Annotated in this window: 15 protein-coding genes and 1 tRNA gene; 10 read left to right on the forward strand and 6 right to left on the reverse strand. The window is 57.5% G+C overall.

The features are described from left to right. The first annotated feature begins 59 nt into the window (after nucleotides 1-59). The 7 genes from EA462_RS12525 to EA462_RS12555 all read left to right on the forward strand — a co-directional run bounded on the left by EA462_RS12525 (nucleotide 60) and on the right by EA462_RS12555 (nucleotide 6,719). On the forward strand, nucleotides 60-722 hold the full coding sequence (locus EA462_RS12525; RefSeq protein ID WP_124178906.1) for a DUF7119 family protein: 663 nt from the start codon (nucleotides 60-62) through the stop codon (nucleotides 720-722). A 91-nt stretch (nucleotides 723-813) separates the two neighbouring features. Then, nucleotides 814-887: transfer RNA gene (locus EA462_RS12530), tRNA-Lys, on the forward strand. 453 nt (nucleotides 888-1,340) lie between these two features. Next, on the forward strand, nucleotides 1,341-2,684 hold the full coding sequence (locus EA462_RS12535; RefSeq protein WP_124178907.1) for a nucleotide sugar dehydrogenase: 1,344 nt from the start codon (nucleotides 1,341-1,343) through the stop codon (nucleotides 2,682-2,684). Further along, nucleotides 2,684-3,757: a glycosyltransferase family 2 protein gene (locus tag EA462_RS12540; RefSeq protein WP_124178908.1), complete on the forward strand. Its 1,074-nt coding sequence runs from the start codon at nucleotides 2,684-2,686 to the stop codon at nucleotides 3,755-3,757. Before EA462_RS12535 ends, EA462_RS12540 begins: the two co-directional genes overlap by 1 nt. Beyond that, on the forward strand, nucleotides 3,754-4,776 hold the full coding sequence (locus tag EA462_RS12545) for a DUF354 domain-containing protein (protein WP_124178909.1): 1,023 nt from the start codon (nucleotides 3,754-3,756) through the stop codon (nucleotides 4,774-4,776). The genes EA462_RS12540 and EA462_RS12545 overlap by 4 nt, the downstream gene beginning before the upstream one ends. Continuing rightward, nucleotides 4,769-5,989: a glycosyltransferase gene (locus EA462_RS12550; protein ID WP_124178910.1), complete on the forward strand. Its 1,221-nt coding sequence runs from the start codon at nucleotides 4,769-4,771 to the stop codon at nucleotides 5,987-5,989. The genes EA462_RS12545 and EA462_RS12550 overlap by 8 nt, the downstream gene beginning before the upstream one ends. Continuing rightward, a complete protein-coding gene (locus EA462_RS12555) occupies nucleotides 5,964-6,719 on the forward strand; it encodes a hypothetical protein (protein WP_124178911.1) in 756 nt (251 codons plus the stop codon). Before EA462_RS12550 ends, EA462_RS12555 begins: the two co-directional genes overlap by 26 nt. On the opposite strand, the gene EA462_RS12560 is transcribed toward EA462_RS12555, so the two are convergent. The 3 genes from EA462_RS12560 to EA462_RS12570 all read right to left on the reverse strand — a co-directional run bounded on the left by EA462_RS12560 (nucleotide 6,716) and on the right by EA462_RS12570 (nucleotide 11,176). Next, nucleotides 6,716-7,927, reverse strand: coding sequence for a hypothetical protein (locus EA462_RS12560; RefSeq protein ID WP_124178912.1), 1,212 nt, complete (start codon nucleotides 7,925-7,927; stop codon nucleotides 6,716-6,718). The two genes, EA462_RS12555 and EA462_RS12560, sit on opposite strands and share 4 nt — an antisense overlap. A gap of 783 nt (nucleotides 7,928-8,710) precedes the next feature. Next, complete coding sequence (locus tag EA462_RS12565; RefSeq protein ID WP_124178913.1) at nucleotides 8,711-10,174, reverse strand: flippase; 1,464 nt, start codon at nucleotides 10,172-10,174, stop codon at nucleotides 8,711-8,713. A 63-nt stretch (nucleotides 10,175-10,237) separates the two neighbouring features. Further along, complete coding sequence (locus tag EA462_RS12570) at nucleotides 10,238-11,176, reverse strand: NAD-dependent epimerase/dehydratase family protein (protein ID WP_124178914.1); 939 nt, start codon at nucleotides 11,174-11,176, stop codon at nucleotides 10,238-10,240. A gap of 384 nt (nucleotides 11,177-11,560) precedes the next feature. Between EA462_RS12570 and EA462_RS12580 the strand changes: the two genes are divergently transcribed. From EA462_RS12580 to EA462_RS12590, 3 genes are all read left to right on the forward strand, one after another. Further along, the gene (locus EA462_RS12580; RefSeq protein WP_124178916.1) at nucleotides 11,561-12,793 is read left to right on the forward strand and encodes a nucleotidyltransferase domain-containing protein; all 1,233 of its coding nucleotides are present in this window, start codon (nucleotides 11,561-11,563) and stop codon (nucleotides 12,791-12,793) included. 66 nt (nucleotides 12,794-12,859) lie between these two features. Further along, nucleotides 12,860-14,698, forward strand: coding sequence for an ABC transporter ATP-binding protein (locus EA462_RS12585; protein ID WP_124178917.1), 1,839 nt, complete (start codon nucleotides 12,860-12,862; stop codon nucleotides 14,696-14,698). Between the two features lie 114 nt (nucleotides 14,699-14,812). Next, nucleotides 14,813-15,754, forward strand: a complete 942-nt coding sequence (locus EA462_RS12590) for a hypothetical protein (protein WP_124178918.1) — start codon at nucleotides 14,813-14,815, stop codon at nucleotides 15,752-15,754. Between the two features lie 102 nt (nucleotides 15,755-15,856). Here EA462_RS12590 and EA462_RS12595 read toward each other — a convergent pair whose 3' ends face one another. From EA462_RS12595 to EA462_RS12605, 3 genes are all read right to left on the reverse strand, one after another. Further along, nucleotides 15,857-16,000 (reverse strand): lasso RiPP family leader peptide-containing protein, encoded by a 144-nt coding sequence (locus tag EA462_RS12595; protein ID WP_124178919.1) that lies wholly within the window; start codon nucleotides 15,998-16,000, stop codon nucleotides 15,857-15,859. Nucleotides 16,001-16,084: 84 nt separating this feature from the next. Continuing rightward, on the reverse strand, nucleotides 16,085-17,974 hold the full coding sequence (locus EA462_RS12600) for an asparagine synthase-related protein (protein ID WP_124178920.1): 1,890 nt from the start codon (nucleotides 17,972-17,974) through the stop codon (nucleotides 16,085-16,087). Next, a complete protein-coding gene (locus EA462_RS12605; RefSeq protein ID WP_124178921.1) occupies nucleotides 17,971-18,453 on the reverse strand; it encodes a lasso peptide biosynthesis B2 protein in 483 nt (160 codons plus the stop codon). Before EA462_RS12605 ends, EA462_RS12600 begins: the two co-directional genes overlap by 4 nt. Between the last annotated feature and the right edge of the window lie 10 nt (nucleotides 18,454-18,463).

Consider the following 18,463-nt stretch of genomic DNA (forward strand, 5'->3'; position numbering starts at 1 on the left):
CGTATGAATGTGATCGCTCAGTAGCGAGTTTTTTCATACCGAGGCCCCTATCGGGTGCCATGACGGACAATCGATCGATCCCGACGGATCGTGAATCCCCCGTCGGTGCGCCGGTTATCCGGGGCGACGAATCAGTCACCGGTACCCGCGCTCGCGAAGCGGTCCAGTTCGATCCCGACGACCCCGAAAGCCTCGAGGAGGCGGCGGAGACGGTCCGACAGTTCGCAGGAGGGGCGGTCGACGACGATCACCTCTACATGCTTCGGGGGGCGGCCGCGTGCGCCGCCCTCGTTCGTGGGGAGGGATCGTACAAAGCCGCAGCCGAGCGCGCGGGAAGTGATGCTACGGTATCGTTCATCCGAAAGTGGGCGCGCGTCCACGATCTGCCCCGCTCGGTGCGAAAGCAGGTGGCGCTCGGAGCGATCGCACCGACCGCTGCAAAGCACATCGCGCGCGTTGCGGGCGAGGCCCGGCTCTTGCTCGCCTGGGCCGCCATCGACGGCGGCCTCACCGTTCGGGAAGTCAGAAGCGTCGCGAGTTCGATTAACGACGACGTTCCGATCCATCGTGCCCTCGCTGAGTTCGACGTCACGCTAGGCCAACTCGAGGTCACGCTCTCTCCGCCGGCGTACCGCGATCTCCGGCGGCAGGCGTCGATCGAGGGTATCGAACCCGGTGAGATCATCACCGACGCACTCGAAGAGTACATCGAAACCGAGTGACGGCTCCGTCATCTCGCGTCAGCACAGGGACACGGTTCTCGACGACCGAAAGAAAACGTTTAACCACCACTCACCGATAGTAGGAGTCACAGGGCCGGTAGCTCAGTTCGGCAGAGCGTCTGGCTTTTAACCAGACGGTCGCGTGTTCAAATCGCGCCCGGCCCGCTTTTGCCACGAGCAAACTCGCGAGTGACAAAACGGCTCTGCGATTTGAACGCAGGGAGGAGCTTTGCTCCGACCGTGTGTTCAAATCGCGCCCGGCCCGTATTTTCGACGAACAGACGTGTGAGTGGAACGTCAGCCGGGATTCAGGACGACGTGTCCGCGATGCTGGGGGAGCGGACTTCGAACGGGAGCGCAGCGGTAGAAGCCGTTCAATCCTGCTAATAGGTCTCACGGAATAATATTCATAGACTTCGTCATCGTAGTTACTTATTTTGTGATTGAATGGTTTTTTCAAGTCGATAGATATATTACTATTAGTGTGAAATTATCTCCCGAGAAGTCGGGTGAACACACCGAGGTGAATCACTTCGACGTCGAGCCGCGGTGTTCGACGACGGCTGATGTCACATCCGGCTCGGCACGCACACCCCCAGTCAGCTACGCAACAAACTCATGAAGGAACACGAACGACTGTATTCAGAATCCGAACACGAGTCCGAATTGGACCGCTCGATCGATCACGTCCGTATCTGCGTCGTCGGGCTAGGCTACGTCGGCCTCCCCCTCGCCTACGAATTTAGCGAGGCGGGACACGAGGTCAGCGGCTACGACGTCGATTCGAGCAAAATCGCTCGCCTCGAGTCGGGAGTCGATCCGACGGGCGACGTCGGTGACGATGCGATCGACGGAAGCTCGATCGAGTTCACGAGCGATGCCGAAGCGATCGCGAGCGCGGAGTACGTTATCGTCGCCGTTCCGACTCCAGTCGACGATCTCGAAAAACCGAACCTCGATCTCGTCGAGTCGGTCGGTCGGACCGTCGGCACCCATCTCGAGGACGGTACGGCTGTCGTACTCGAGTCGACGGTCTATCCCGGTGCGACCAAGGAGGTATTCGTTCCGGCGATCGAATCGACCGCCGAGATGACCGCTGGCGAATCGTTCGGCGTCGGATACTCGCCAGAGCGTATGGTCCCCGGCGACGAGAAACACGATCTGCGAAACGTCGTCAAGATCGTCAGTGCGCTGACCGACGAGACACTCACGGAAATCGCCTCGCTCTACGAGAGCGTCGTCGACGCGGGCGTCCATCGAGCCCCGACGATCGAAACCGCAGAGGCCGCAAAGTGCGTGGAGAACACTCAGCGCGATCTCAACATTGCGCTGGTCAACGAACTGGCTGTTGCCTGTGATCACCTCGATGTCGACACTCGAGCGGTGCTCGAAGCCGCCGGAACGAAGTGGAACTTCCACGAGTATCGCCCCGGTCTCGTGGGCGGCCACTGCATTCCAGTCGATCCGTTTTACCTGATCTACCAGAGCGAACGAAACGACTTCTCACCGGAACTGATGCGAACCGCTCGCGAGGTCAACGAGTACGTTCCGAGCCACGTCGCGGAGATGACGGTCAAGGCACTCAACGAAGCCGGAAACGTATTACGGGACAGTCGTGTGCTGGTCGCTGGGCTGACGTACAAACCAAACGTCGCGGACATCAGAACGTCCAAAATCGGTGGCGTGATCGATTCGCTACAGGACTACGGCGTCTCAGTTTCGGGATTCGATCCGCGTGCTGAAACGGTGGTCACGGAAGACGAGTTCAACATCGACATCCAGGAGGAACTCTCCGCTGTGGGGTTTGACGGAATTCTGATCGGGACCGTCCACGACGAGTTCTACGGGCTGAGCTTCGGTGACCTCGCTTTCGAGATGAGCGACGATCCCGTACTGGTCGACATCGACGGCGTATTCGAATCCCAGGCGGCCGAACACGGGTTCGTTTATCGGAGGCTCTAATGTACAGGGACCACTCGATCGGCGTCGTCGTTCCAGCGTACAACGAAGCGGGGTTCATCGGCGACGTCATTCGAGAGATGCCTGCGTACGTGGATTCGGTTTTCGTGGTCGACGATTGCTCTAGCGACACCACCTGGGACGACGTTCTCGAGGCGGCTCGGGTGGATTCCAACCAGCACGACGGCCAGCCACCACGGGACACCCAATCGAGCGACGTACCGCTTGCGACGGACGGGAGCGGATCGGTGCTCGCGCGGCGGGCAACGGTACACGATGCGGTCGGTCGCGTCACGCCGATTCAACACCACGAGAACCTCGGCGCTGGCGGGGCGATCAAAACGGGATATCTGGCGGCACTGGAGGACGGACTGGACGTCACGGCAACCGTCGATGGCGACGGCCAGATGGATCTTTCACAGCTGTCCCGGTTGCTCGATCCGATCGTGGACGACGATGCCGATTATTCGAAGGGAAACCGGCTGCTGTACCCCGAGTACCGGGGAGCGATGCCGACGTTTCGCTTCGTCGGAAACACTATCCTGACGTTCCTGACGAAGATCGCCAGCGGCTACTGGAAGACGATGGATCCCCAGAACGGATATACGGCGATATCTCATCAAGCGCTGGCCACCGTGGGCGTAGAGAACATGTACGAGTACTACGGCTACTGCAACGATCTGCTCGTCAAGCTGAACGTGAACGGAATGCGGGTAGCAGACGTGGCGATGCCGGCAGTCTACGGTGACGAAGAGTCGAGCATAACCTATACGAGGTACGTTCCGAACGTTTCCGCGATGTTGTTTCGAAACTTCCTCTGGCGATTGAAAGCAAAGTATCTCGTTCTGGACTTCCATCCGTTAGCGCTATTTTATCTGTTGGGTGCGGGAACGATCGGAGTCGGTGCGCTGGGATTCTCGTGGACCCTCTATGCAAAATACGCCCTGAACGACCCGTTGTTCGTGCGAACAGCATCCAGTTTGCTACTCGTTTCGATTGGCAGCATGTTCATCACGCTCGCGATGGTGTTCGACCTGAAAGAAAGCGAAGACGATGAGATGGCGGTGTTCGAATGAAGATCGTAGTTACGATCCAACATCCCGCTCACGTTCATTTCTTTAAAAACGCAGTGAGACAGCTTTCGGAGCACCATCAGGTCACGGTCTTCGTGAGAGAAAAAGACGTTGCGACCGAACTACTCGAGGGGTACGGCATTCCGTACGAAACGTTAGCCGGACCAACGAACTCGTTTCTCGAGTTGGCGTATACGCAACTGATCTACGAGAGTCGGCTACTGCGAAGAGCGAGGGAGATCGAACCGGATGTAATGGCCGCGATAGCCGAACCTGGGGTCGCTCACGTCGCCACAGTGGTCGGGAGCACCGGATTGATCTTTACCGATACGGAACACGCGACGCTACAGAACAAACTGGCATTTCCGTTCTGTGATGCAGTGTATACGCCGACGTGTTACCGAAACGAGATCGGTGAAAAGCAGATCAGATATTCCGGGTACCATGAGCTTGCATACCTCCACCCGGATCGATTCGAACCGAATCCGGACGTTTTAGCGGATATTGACGCTCGAGAAGATGAGTCGCTCGTCGTCATGCGTCTCGTTTCGTGGGATGCAGCCCACGACGTTGGAAACAGCGGTTTCGATCGGACGCAGGAGGTCGTGTCACGACTGGAACGAACGGGAGCACGCGTGTTACTTACGTCGGAAAGTCCGCTCCCGAACTCGCTCGAGCAACACCGGATCGACATCTCGCCGTGTCAGATACACGACCTGATGTACTACTCGGAGCTGTTCGTCGGTGAAAGTCCGACGATGGCAACGGAAAGTGCGGTGCTCGGGACGCCCGCGATATACGCATCCTCGATCGAGCTCGGATACGTCACCGAACTCAGTGAACAGTACGGGCTGATATTCGAGTACAACGGAGCGGACAGGCAGTCAAAGAGCATTGAGAAAGCGCTCGAGATACTTCGGAATACGTCAGCACAGACCTGGGAGCGGAAAAGAGAGCGGTTGCTTTCGGAGAAGGTGGACACGACGGAGTACATGATTCAAGAGATCACAAAGCATGAGTAACACAGTAACTGACGTTCCGGAAAGGAACTCAACGACAGCGGAACAGTACGCCAGTGGCAAAAAACTCCTCGTTATCACCCACAACTACAGCAACTTTACCAAAGGACAGATAGACGCGATTGCAGATACCTTCGAGGAAATACTTGTTCTCGTCCGGTACAACAGAGTCACCGATCTCTCCGGGATACTCGAGTGGGACACGTTGAAAAAATACGGTCGGGATTTCAAGATAGCGGATTCCGCGCCGGAGAACGTCGAAATCGTACCATTGGCGCTTACGTATGCACCCATCGAACAGTGGTACAAACGGCTCGGAAAACATCACTACTGGGCAACGAAAGCCAAACTCAGGGGGCGAATAGAATCGTTCGATATCATCCACGCACACTTTAGCTGGACGGCAGGATACGTTGCGACGAGACTGGGAGAGGAGTTCGGACTATCCACCGTACTGACTGTTCACGAGAACGAAGATCGACTCAGAGAAGAACTCCAGTCGGGAAACGAAGAGCTCTACTGGACGTGGAGAAACGTCGATGCGATAATCAGAGTAAACGAAAAGGACTGTGAAACGCTCTCCGAGTTCAACGAGAGCGTGTATGCGATTCCAAACGGGTACGATCGGGATCGATTGCCGCTGAAAAAGGCCGCGAATGCTCGCGAAGAGATCGGTATCTCCGAAGGCGCAAAAATCGTCTTTTCGCTCGGGGGATTGATTCCGCGAAAGCGGTTCAAGTTATTGATTCGAGCGATCTCGGCCGTAGAACACGACGAGCCGATCGTCTGTGCGATTGGAGGGCGGGGGAAAGAGAGAAAGAAGCTGGAGCGTCTGGCGAGGCGATACAGCGACGGATCGGTCGAGATTCGTGTTCTCGGTTTCATATCGGACGAGGAGCTCGCGAACTGGCTGAACGCATGCGACATTTTCGCACTCGCTAGCGAGTCGGAGGGCAATCCGACGGTCATGTTCGAGGCATTAGGATGTGGAAAACCGTACGTCGGAACGAACGTCGGTGGCGTAAGCGAGATCATCACCAGTGATGAGTACGGGCTACTCTGTCAACCGAACGATGAAAACGCGCTCGTGGAGGTACTTCAAAAGGGGCTCTCGAAAACGTGGCAGCGAGAGACGATCTTAGAGTACGGAACACGGTACACCTGGAACGAGATAGCCGAAGAGGTATACGATGTATACCGGTACGTTGAAAAATGAGGTCCTCCGGATCGGTACCGCGATCGTGGCGATCGCGGCGATGTACAGTCTCAGATACGTCCGTCTCGGCGTCTCCCTCTGGAAAGACCACTATCCTCATCCGTACAGAACGATCGACGTTGATCCATCGGAGATCGAGTATTACGGCGGACAGTTTACGAACAACCCGTTTCGATACGGTGGAACGTTCAGCGTCGCGTACTACGCGGGGGCGACGGTTCGAGGTGGACGGTGGGACAACGCCAAAAAGAGCGTCACGGATCTCCCGAAGTATACCGCGGTCGTTGACAGGTATGAAAAAGGGATCCCCTGGGACGAAACCGGAATATACGATCGGATACTGGAGTTAGCCGAGCGTGGCGGAAGTTACGATGGCTGTACGACGAGAGCAGACGTCAGTCGGCGGTACAAAGAGATAGACGAACTGTATACCAGCATTGAAGGGGACGGGTACAGTGAAGACGATTCTCTCGACCAGGTCTGCGTAAACATCGGAAGGGACGGTGAGATTATTTTCAACGGCAACGGAAACCATCGACTGTTCATAGCGAAAGTGCTCTCGTTGAACGAGATCCCGGTTCGGGTACTGGTGAGACACGAAGAATGGATGAATCGACGAAAAGAGATCGCGGATAGTTCGTCGGTGCAAGCGCTGCCCGAATCGACACGCGACTACCTCGATCATCCGGATCTAACTGACATTGCGCCCGAAATTACGGCTGATCATTAATCGGCCCTGCTGGTGGTTACGTAGTACGTTCTGAACTCGCCCGTGGTATGCACCCTGTGGATATCCGTGTCCCGATCGAGATATTCGAAATCGTCGTCGGTGAATCGGAATCCGCTGTAGAGGTCACTCTCGCGTCGTTCATCAGCACTACTGATGGTGAGATACGTATCAGAGGGATATTCCGTCGGGAGGTCCTGGGACGCAAAGTTGTCTGGCGCTCCCCCACGTCGCCATCCGTCGTGATAGTACTCTCGGCGGTCGCGTTCAGCAGGACCGTTGATCGCATGTCCGTACCGACTCGCATGTGAACGAACGTGATCGTGTCGAACGTCGAACTGTTCGTACTCGAAGAGCGACTCGTATCCAGTCATATCCGCGTCAGTCACGTGCTCCGTATCCTGGTGGATGTATCCAGAGGGGTGAACGATGAGAAGCGACAGTCCCAAAAGGAGGATAATACAGGGAAGGAGAACCAGCCGAGAGTCCAATCGAACGACCGTGACGGCGTACCGTCTCGTTGCAACGGCACCGACGATGGTGAAAATCACCATCACAAAACCGGCGAATCGGAAAAACATGGTCGTTCGGTTGGTGACGAGAAAAAGCAACATCATCGCACCGATCGGAACGAGGGCGAATACGAAACTCAGCGACAAGATTTCTCGTGAAATGTGGGGTGTCTCGATCGATCGTCCTCGACGTACCAACGCGACCGCTCGATCGGAGGTGTACGCGGCGACGACGATACTGACGATCAAACTGACGACGAAGAGTTTCACAAAGAGCGATCCGAGGGTTCCGCCGACTTCAGCGACCGAAGCTCCGCGCTGAGAGACGTCACCCGCAGTTTCGGCGCCCTCGAGGGCGTAGAAGATCAGTCCGGAAACGAAGGTGGTGAAGACGTTTTCGAACCGGATCCAGGCCCACGTACAGACCCCGAGAACGAGCGATTGGAGGAATACCGTCCCGGCACGGTACTCGTCGGTCGATGTCAGGTGCTGGAAGACCCAGATCGCGACGGCGACAACCGAAAGGAAGGCGGTCAGAACGACCGCGAACATCGGATGAAAAACGAGCAAGCCAAAAAATGCAAGCAGAGCGATCAGACGAGTACGGATCGTCTGTTCGATCAGAACGAGATAAACGGCGAAGAGGACGAACGGTACCGCAAACAACGCGAGATTTCGGGGAGAGGGTTCGACGTGCAAAGTGACGTGGTTGATCGGGAGCAAAAAAAGCGCAAAAAAAACACCCAGCGTCGTCGCCCCGGTTTCGTGGTCTATTCGTCGTACGAAAAGCGAGACAAAGGTAACGAATAAACCGACGAAGATCGGTGATAGAAGCATAAGAGACGTTCGAACGGACAGGTTCGAAGTCCGCGTTATCATACTCGCGAGAAGGTGAACTGCGGGATAGAGCAGATCGGTCGACGCTCTGCCTCCAGCCAGCAATTCGCGCGTCCAGCCAAGATGGGTTAACATATCACCCTCCCCGAGAAAGTGATAGTTGCGAAGGAGAGGGAGGAAAACGACGAGGGAGGCAGAATACGTCGTCGCGAAGAGCCCCAATCGATTCTGTTTGCTCGACTCTACGCGTGAAAAAGAGACATACGTAGAAAGTACAACGGATAGCGAAAGGAGGATCCAGAACGAGCGGGGGGTCGAACGGTAAACGCTGAGTTCATAGCCGGTCGCCGGATATCGAACGGCAAGCAGTGCGGCAACTCCGCTGAGGACAAAACAAATCGCAACTAGTGTTTTGTAGAGTTCGTCATCCCCTAATCCACGATAGTTCATACAATTGTTCGTACTCTATAGATCGTAAATTTTACGGAATTGGTGAAGATCAGATCCGAGAGGTCAGTTCATTTCGCACGGAGCAAGCACCTGATAGTCGATGCATATCTGATCGCACGACGGCTACGCGAGGGGTATGTAAACCGTTACAGTTGGTACGACAGTAGGCGTGTATGTCCTTTAGGCGCGTATTGACTAGTACAGCGAACGGATCTCTCTGGAAGAGAGAAGACCAACTGAGATCGACAACGTTCCCCAGACGAACGTGCCGAAAGCGATGACGGATAAAAGCGTTAGCAACCCGGAGACGTACGCGAGAGAAAAAAAGACGATAGCGCTCATAACGAGCGTTATACTGCTAATAAGTACAAACTGTTTCAGAAGGTAGCCGGTTCGGAGACCGAGTTCCGTATGGACGAGATACAGATTCGCAACAGTAAACAGACCGTACGTCGAGACCGTTGCGATTGCGGCTCCGACGACGCCGATACGCGGGATCAACAGGATATTTAATACGAAATTGAGAGCAGCGGTAATCCCCTTGACGATCGCCCGCTCGCGAGCGCGGCCCATGAAGTCGAGGCCGTGACCGACGGTATTTGTGATGACTCGAAAGACAGTATAGATACCCAGTATTTGAAGGACGGGAATCGCATCTGCGTATTTTTCTCCGAAAAGGTGGAGAACAGTCGGCTCAGCGACTACGATCAACCCGGCCGCGGCGGGAATGTACAGTAACAGGGATTTTTCGAGCGCCACTTCGATGATGTCTCGAGCGTGATCGAGATTGTCGTCCGCTTTTTCGGCACCGAGTGTCGGTGACAGCGTAAATCCGAGCGCAGTCGCCGGCTTTTCTACGAACTCGACGATCTGCTTGCTGATCACGTAGTAGCTGACTGCGACCGGTGTGAGGAAAAACCCAACCAGCACCGTATCCACCTGCTTTTCGATAACGTTTGCCGTGCTGGTCGCCGTCAGCGGAAGAGTATACTCCGCGATCCGTCGTCGAAGCCCGGATTCAATCGGAACATCCCGTCGGAAAGGGCGATAGTAGCGGCTGTAAATCCAGGCGAGTCCAACTAGCGTTGCAACTACGTAGCTGAGGATGTATCCGCCAAGTGCACCGATCGAACCGTAACCTAGCAGGACGAGCCCGATAGCAAACAGTAGCCGTCCGCCGCGATCGATTGCATGAATAGCCGCGGCCGATTCGATGGCCTCGAAGCCCTGAAGCACCAACCGAACGTACTTCGTGAGCGTACCAAACACCACGTACAAGACACCGAGTGCGAGAAGTGGAGCTAACTCCGGCTCCCCGAGAAGTTCGGCGAGAAGACGGTATCCCAGAAGGAGTCCGAGTCCGACGACGACGACGGTAGAGAGGTTCAACAGAAGCGACGTCAGAATAATGTGTTGGATCTGCGCTGGATCAGTGTCTTTGTACTCGGAGAGATAGCGACCCGCGGACCGACCGATTCCGAGTTTCGTAGCGACCATCAGTATCGTGAATATCGAAATCGAAAGGAACAACAGACCATAGGCTTCCGGCTCGAGGAACCGTGCGAGAGAGACCAACAGCAGGGCGCCGGAAACGGCGGCCACTAGTTGACCGAGGAGCTCGATTTTGAACCGCGAAACCAACGTTCCGGTTCCGGTCATCGATCGAACCGGAGCGACCGACGGACTGTTTGAATCATAGACAGTGTAACCCGTGTATCTGGGCTAGGGCGCAGTGGCGAGCTCTCGCGCAACCTGGCGAACCGCTTGATCGCTGCTGTATTCCGGCTGCCAGCCGAGCGCAGAAAGCTTCTCGACCGAGAGTCGCATCTTCGGGACGTCGCCGGCCCAGCCACGGTCTCCGCCCGTATACTCGTAGGCGGGATCGAGCGTCATCTCCTCGCTGACGATATCGGCGATTCGATCGACGGACGTCGTCGTCTTCGTCCCGAGGTTGTACGTCTGCATTGGCCCCGCCGAGTGGGGTGCACGTTCGGTCACGTGCCGAATCGCATCCACGCAATCTTCGACGTGCATGTACGACTTCTCCTGACGACCGTTTCCAAGGATAGTGAGGGTGTCCGGATCACGTTCGAGCTTTTCGACGAAATCCGGAATAACGCCAGCACCGGACCGAGGAGCAACGACGTTCGCGAATCTGAAGTTCCAGACGGAGAGGTCTCGAGTGTGTGCGTACACGGAGAGTATCGATTCTTCCGCGAGTTTCGCTGCACCGTAGGCGCTGATCGGCTCGAGCGGAGCGTAATCCTCGGGCGTCGGTCGCGGTGCCTCACCGTACACCGTCGATGAAGAGGTGAAGACGACGTCAGTAATACCGACGTCGTCCACTTGCTCGAGAAGGGAGTGCGTCATTCCAACGTTCGACTCGAACTGTCGACGAGGTTCGTCGCTGTTTACGTACTTATCCGCGGCTGCACAGTGTATGACGACGTCGATATCGGATGTAACGACACCTTCGAGCGTCTCGGCCGCGGAGATGTCACCTTCGACGAATTCGGCAGACGACGGAACGCATCCTCGAACCCCGTTCGAAAGGTCATCGACTACGAGAACGTCGTTTTCGGCGGTGAGTTCTCGAGCGAGCTCGGAACCGACGAGGCCTGCACCACCAGTCAGGAGGATCGTTCGATCAGAGAGGTCCATACGAGATAGAACCCCTCTTTGTTTTATAGATATTATGGTTGCACTAATACTTACTCCTATAGCATGTTTCTAAATAGTTATTGATAGAAGGTTTTGTATAGTAGATTCAATAGAATTATCGGTGTATTTATTTTGGCGCGCGCTAGTTGTGAAACAGTGAACATAGATAGGATACGCGATGGAACGGTCTGTCCGGACTGTGACGCACCGTTGGAACGCGGACACCACAAGGACCGGCCTGCACTCGTTTGTCGACAGTGTGGGGTTCCACGGGTCGTATCGTACCCAGTTTCTGATTCTCGATGAATCGACGAAAGAGAACCAAACTAAGGGGGTTCGCTGCCGACTCGCGAGCGTCCCAGCGCGAGTGGTGAGAACGACCACATGGATCAGCGCAAAACGGAACACCGGTCGAGAGATGAGCGGGGTCGGACGGCCGAGCGATTCGTCGTGGACTGTGTGCGCGCGGCGATCGGGAACCGAAGAGGCCGCTTCGACTGGGTCGACGCCGACCTGGAATGGGATCGAGTCGTGGCACTTGCAACGAAGCATGGGGTCAGCTCTCTGATCGTCTCAGCGATCGAGACGCACTCGGTACAGAACGTTCCCGACAGTCATCTTCAAACGTTGGAAAACCGGACCAAATACGTGTCTCAACGGAACCTTCGACTGTTTCAGGAAGTCGCGACGCTCTCGGCTGCGTTTCAGAACGAGGGAATAAGCGCGATACCCTACCGGGGCCCGGTCGCCGGCGAGGTTATCTTCGGATCCGTCGGTCGACGCGAGTTCGGTGATCTCGACTTTCTCGTCTCGCGCGAGTCGATACCGGACCTCAGGTCGGTTCTTCTGGAGCGCGGATACGACCACCAGTACGTTCTCGAGACGACAGGCGACCTGACCGAGAATCAGCGGTGGGCCTACGCACGTTTCAGCCGCGACTACGCCTTCGTTCACCGGACCGAACCGTTTGAGGTTGAACTACATTGGCGCGTGGTTTCACGGCGGTTTCCGTCGACGATCGACCTCGGCACCGTCTGGGAGCGTCGGTCGACGCTTCCGGTCGCAGGAACGGACGTTCCCGTCCTCGGTCACGAAGACCGGTTGCTGATGCTCTGTGTCCACGGAACCCGGCATCGATGGGAGCGGCTGATGTGGCTGTGTGACGTCTGTGCATATATAAACACGCAGTCGTTCGACTGGGATACCGTTCTCGAGCGCGCCAGGCGGCACAGCCGCGAACGAATGCTATACCTCGGACTCGCGGTCGCCGACGAACTGCTCGGCGTCGGGCTTCCAGAGACCGTCCGTCGAGCGATCGACAGGGACCCGGTAATCGATTCGCTTACCAGCCACGTTCGTAATCGTCTGTTCGACGAGGCCACGTACTGGCATCTGGACACGAAACGGTATCAAGCGCGGACGCTCGATCGACGTCGGGACAGAGTTGCGTTCTGGATCAAAGGAGCGATCGAACCCGACCGGGGAGAGATAGAGCTCCTTTCGCTCCCACGACCACTCGTACCGCTCTACTCCCTCGTTCGGTGCTTTCGAATCGGGCGAGCGACGCTGAATCGGCTTCTAACTCCGACGAAGTGCGGAGAGAAACGCAATGAGTGAGGATGCCACCGGTATCGTCGAACGAACGATCGAACGCGGGTTCGAAGACGAACGGTCGAGACTCGAATGAGCGAAAACCAGGTAGGACTAGAGGAAAAGCTCCACGCCCTAGAAGAGGTGATCCGCTATCGACCGAAGTATGCCGCGGTTATTCTCCTGTTGAAGCTGTTCGCTGCACTCTTCGAGGGAATCGGGTTGACGTTTCTCCTCCCGATCATCGAGACGGCACAGACCGACGGCGAACTCACGGGCGAAGGGACGGGTCCGGTTGCCGTCTTCGTTCGCACGTACGCCGTGATCGGCGTTAGCGCAACCCTCGAGACGCTGCTTTTCGGTCTCGCCGTCGTGATGACGATCCGGTACGGGACGAGTTTTCTCCTCGGGTGGATGCAGGCATCGCTCACCACCGGGTACATGGCAGAACTCAGGCGACAGTCCTACGAAGCGCTGCTGTCGGCGGAAGTCTCCCACGTCGATGCCGTCGACGGCGACGAAGTCGTGAACACGATTGTCACGGAGACACAGCGGTCCGCACGCGTTCTCACCGACGTACTCGGTGCAATCGAGAACGTGTTCTTCGCGATCGCCTACGCATCGGTCGCGCTGATACTCTCACCATCGTTGACTCTGGCGACGATCGTCGTGCTCGGAATCGTCGTCTTCCTCACGCGCTACGTGCTCACGCCAGGGTACCGGATCGGAGACGAAATCGCGACGGCCAACGAGGAGATCCAGTCGCTCATCAACGCGGGTGTTCGAGGACGCCGCGAGGTGAAGCTGTTCTCGATGAACGGGGATCTGACCGACCGATACCGACGGTCACACGATCGGCTCGTCGATACCAGGGTCAGACTCGAGCGAAATCGGGTCGCGTTGGGAAAGATCAACCAACTCCTCAACGCGTTCGTGGTATTCGTCCTGGTCTATCTCGCGGTTTCGTTCCTCTCGCTTTCACTCGCCGCGCTCGGTGTCTTTCTGTTCGCGATGTTCCGTCTCTCACCGCTGATTAGCCGGCTCAACAATACGCTGTACTCGATCGACGGCTCACTCCCGCATCTCGTTCGAACGCTGACGCTCATCGACTCGCTCGAGCGACACAGCGAGCCCAGAGACGGCGCGCAGGCACCCAGTCCGGTCACGAGCGTCGAGTTCGACGGCGTGAGTTTTCGCTACGGTCACGGAGACGAAAACGCGGACGGAAACGAGGATCGGTCGAGCGGCGTTAGCGACGTCAGCTTGCATCTCGAGCGTGGCGAGACGGTCGCACTCGTCGGTCCGTCGGGAGCCGGAAAGTCGACGATCGTGTCGTTGTTGACCGGCGCGTACGAACCCGACGATGGAGCGCGCTACGCGAACGGTGTGTCGCTCGCTGAAATCGATCGCGGGTCCTGGCAAGAGCGTGTGGCAGTCGTTCCACAGCATCCGTACCTGTTCACCGGAACGCTTCGGTACAACGTCGCGATCGGGAACCCCGAGGCGACCGACGCCGCGATCGAACGGGTCTGTGAGATCAGTCAGGTGTCACCGTTCCTCGAGGATCTGCCGAACGGACTCGACACCTGGCTCGGTGACGACGGGGTTCGGCTTTCCGGTGGTCAACGTCAACGCGTCGCGATCGCACGGGCGCTGCTAACGGGAGCGGACGTCCTGATTCTCGACGAAGCGACGAGTGAACTCGATTCACCGACGGCGGCGGCGATCCGGTCGAAAATCCAAGCGACGGGGCGTGAGTACGCGACAGTCGTCATCGGACACTGGCTGTCGGCTATCAGCGACGCGGACCGGATTTACACCGTCGTTGACGGCGAGATCGTCGAATCGGGAACGCACCGGGAACTGATCGACACCGACTCACACTACGCATCCCTGTACGAATCACAGCTCGAGACGCCGCCCTCGACGTAGCAGCCTGCTCGACTCATCGCCCCGCCGACGGACTGAGAGCCGACTCAGCCGAGCGATAGTTGTAAATAGATAACTAATTGTAATAAGAGCATGAATTAGTGGATAGATCGGCCGATGACCTGTTACACAGCGTACGGACTGACGATACGGTCGGCGTTCGACCTCCCGGAGTTACCGATCAGCGCTCGAGGCGATTCCTCGGTCGACGTCGTCATCCGGTTCGGAGACGTCGACCCGGTTCCGTCGTCCGTTCCCGGCGAGGGAGGAAGACGGATCGAGGCGGATTCGAGTGTCTGTCGACTGTCGTACGAAACCATCGGGACGTTTCTGGTCGAAGAAGGGAAACGGGTCCTGTTCGATCCGAGTCCAGCCTTCGAAAGACGGCCGGGAGAACGTCCGCCGAAAGTGGTCCGACGACTCTTGCAAAACGAGATGATGGGGGTGCTCTTACATCAACGAAACGCGCTGGTCCTCCACGCGAGTGCAGTCAGCGTGGAGGGAACGGGCGCAGTCTTTCTCGGACCACGGGGTGCTGGAAAGTCGACGACTGCCGCCGCCTTTCACGCGGCGGGCCGAACCATCCTCGAAGACGATGTCGTTGGAATCCGATTCGAGGAGTCACAGCCGACCGTGTTGCCGGGGGTTCCACAGCTTCGATTGCTGCCCGACGCGGTGGATGCGCTCGGTGTGACGGGAACGACGCAACCGGAGACCGATACTGATTCGAAAAAACGGTACAAACACCTCGACGTGGCCCCCGAGCCGATACCGCTGGGGGCATGTTACCTCCTCGAGGAAGCGGACCACCTCGAATTCGGGCGACTCGAACCGCCGGATCGGGTGTTCCAGTTAATCTCACGGACGTACACAGGTGGGATGCTCGGGGAAACCGACGCCACGGGGGTCAACTTTCGACAGTGCTCGACCGTTGCGGAAACGGTGCCGTTTCGCGTGCTTCGACGACCGAAAACGCATCGCTCGCTGTCGGAGGTGGTCGATCTCGTCGTCGCGGATCTGCGCTCGCTCGAAAAGGCACCGATTACCGAGAGTTCGTGATCGAGTCGGATCGGCCGGTAGATTCCATCGATTCGAGATCCTCACGGTGATTTCGGCCCAAAATATGTGAAATTGTGGTGTGTCGTTCGAACGTCGATCGGTCTATACGATCGAACCGGTCAGCGACGTCGCGGACGAGTACTGGTCGTCGCCGTTTCCGTGCTTGTCGTTCTCAGTGATCGATTCGACCGAACCGTATTCGGTGACAGCTGGACTTTCGTACGTGCTGTTTGATTCTTCGGACATCTACTAAACATACAATTCTATATTATATAAATTTTTCCTTGTTTAATATATTTTATTAGGTTCTACGTCGGTCGGCACACCTGTTCAGCTGTGATTCTCGAGCCACGCCGCAAGCGAGAGGGCTCGCCAGAGCGCGCGGGCGTCCCGACTTGCGGGTGCGGCCTCGAAGCGTTCCAGGGAAGCCGCCATCGCGGTGACGTCTAGGTATTCCTCGAGCGGTCCTGGATCGGTAACGAGCGTTCGAAGCCGGGCGTCTTCCGTGGCGAGCGCATCGTAGAACGCCTCGTTCATCATCGTCTTCCAGGGGCGGTCGCGGATTTTTGCGGGGAGCAGATCGGAGACGGACCGTCGAAGGATCGACCTGGTCATCCCGTCCGCAAGCCGCTGTGTGGGTGGAATCGCGAGCGAAAACTCGAGTAGCCGTCTGTCGGTAAACGGGTAGCGCGGTTCGATTCCGAACGTGCCGGCGATCAGGTCGCTCGTTTCGAAGTTAGCAGCGTTCATCCCGGAGGTGATGGACCGATACTGCCATTCACGATCGATCCGTCTGATCGCGGTCGAGGTTGTTGCGTGTCGCCTGGATCGAGCCCGCAGACCGATACGATCGACGAACTCGGGGTCGAGCGTGGGATTAGACGCCTCCTCGAGTACTGGTCGCCCTCGAAGTCGGCGGTACTGACGCCGAATGGGATCCGGAATCAGAGGGAACAGGGCGTGTCGAACGAGGAGGTGGCGCACCGGTGCACCGACGAGCGTTCCCATCGAGGAGAGTTCGCGGTGAAGGTGTCGAAACCGACCGGTTCGTAGCAATTGGGGGAGGAGGCCGAGCCCGTATCCGACCGCGCTGTCACCGAGTTCGCCGCCGAGCATCACGTCGACGCCGATCTCGCTGGCGCGTTTGGTTTTCTCCCATCGCGCAAAGTGTAACGTATTGTGTGGGGGACGGTCGAAATACGACCACATCGTCTCATAGTCGACGAGTGCACCCGCACCGTCGAAGATGTAGTGCGGTGTGATTTCGAACCGGTCGATCACCGTCTCGATGAAGTCACGCTCGTCGCTCGAGGGTGCGTCTTCATAAACGTTCGAGAACGTGTGTAGCGACCGGGATACACCTCCGTTCCGTTCGATCTCGGCATCGAGCAAATCCCTGGCGACGACCGTAACCGACGAGGAGTCGAGTCCGCCGCTGAGGTCGGAGCCGACGGTTCCGTCGGTTCGAAGTCGACAGCGAACGGCATCCTCGAGCAGCTCTCGAAATCGCCGCTCGTAGGCCGCATCCGACTCGAGCGTGATCGTCCGCGTGGGGTCGAGGTCCCAGTACCGGCGAACGTCGACGTCGCCCGACTCAGTTCCAACGGTCATCGCATGAGCGGGGGGAAGTCGCTCGATCGACTCGTAGAACGATCGCGTCTCGTCGTCGAACGATCCGACCAGAAAATCGCCGATCTTCGTTTCGTCGATGGCTCCGACGCCGGGTACCGGAAACAACCCCTTGAGCTCCGTTGCGAAAGCGAACAGCTCGTCCGTCAGGCAGTAGTAAAACGGTTTGACGCCGACGTGATCGCGAGCGCAAAACAGAGAGCGGTTCTCGATATCCCAGATCGCGAACGCAAACGCGCCGACGAGTTGTTCGACGCACCGTTCTCCCCAGCGTCGGTAAGCCGAGCGTAGCAATTCGCTATCGGGAATCGTTGCCGGAGGCTTCGAAACGGGAAGTGCGTCCAGTAACTCAGAGCGGTTGTCGAGGCGAGCGTCGGCAGTGACGACGAGCCGTCCGTCCCGAGCTGGCTGGTCGTCGAACGCGGCCTCCGGCGTCGTGGCCAGCAGCTGGTGTCCGAGCCCGACGCAGTCGTCGGCCCAGCGTCCGCCGCCGTCCGCTCCCCGATGAGAGAGCCGGTCGTGCATCGGTACGACCGTCTCGACGTCGACGCGACCGTCCGTTCGATCGAACAGGCCAACGATCGCACTCATCGATCATCGGCTCCGTTCAACGGCGGCAACGGCTCGAACCGGGACAGATCCTCGAGATCACCGAGGAGGATCTCACCCTCGTGTTCGATCCAGCTGTGAGCCTCGAACGTACCACGAGAAACGGTCACGGTCTCGAGATCGTCGGCGTCGGTCCCGGACGGGTCGACGCCGATGCGGTGGATAATATCGTGGTGGTACAGCCGATGCATCGTCTCCGACGTCAGCGAACGCATCAGGCAGGTTCGTTTCCCGGGCACGTTTCGGTCCGTCGCCTCGACTGCCCACGCGATGCGAATCGGCGCTGGAATTCCGGGAACGATCCGTGAGAGAGTGGTTGACACACCGAGTAACACGCGTCTGAGAGAGGAAAACGAAACGAAGGCGAAGCCAAACTGGACGATCAGGAGGAGCGTCGCCGCCACCACGACTCTGACTTTGTCCCCGGCGGAAATCGACAGGAATCCGGATAAGCGACCCATTGATAGGACG

The sequence above is a fragment of the Natrarchaeobius halalkaliphilus genome (assembly GCF_003841485.1).
Taxonomy (GTDB): domain Archaea; phylum Halobacteriota; class Halobacteria; order Halobacteriales; family Natrialbaceae; genus Natrarchaeobius; species Natrarchaeobius halalkaliphilus.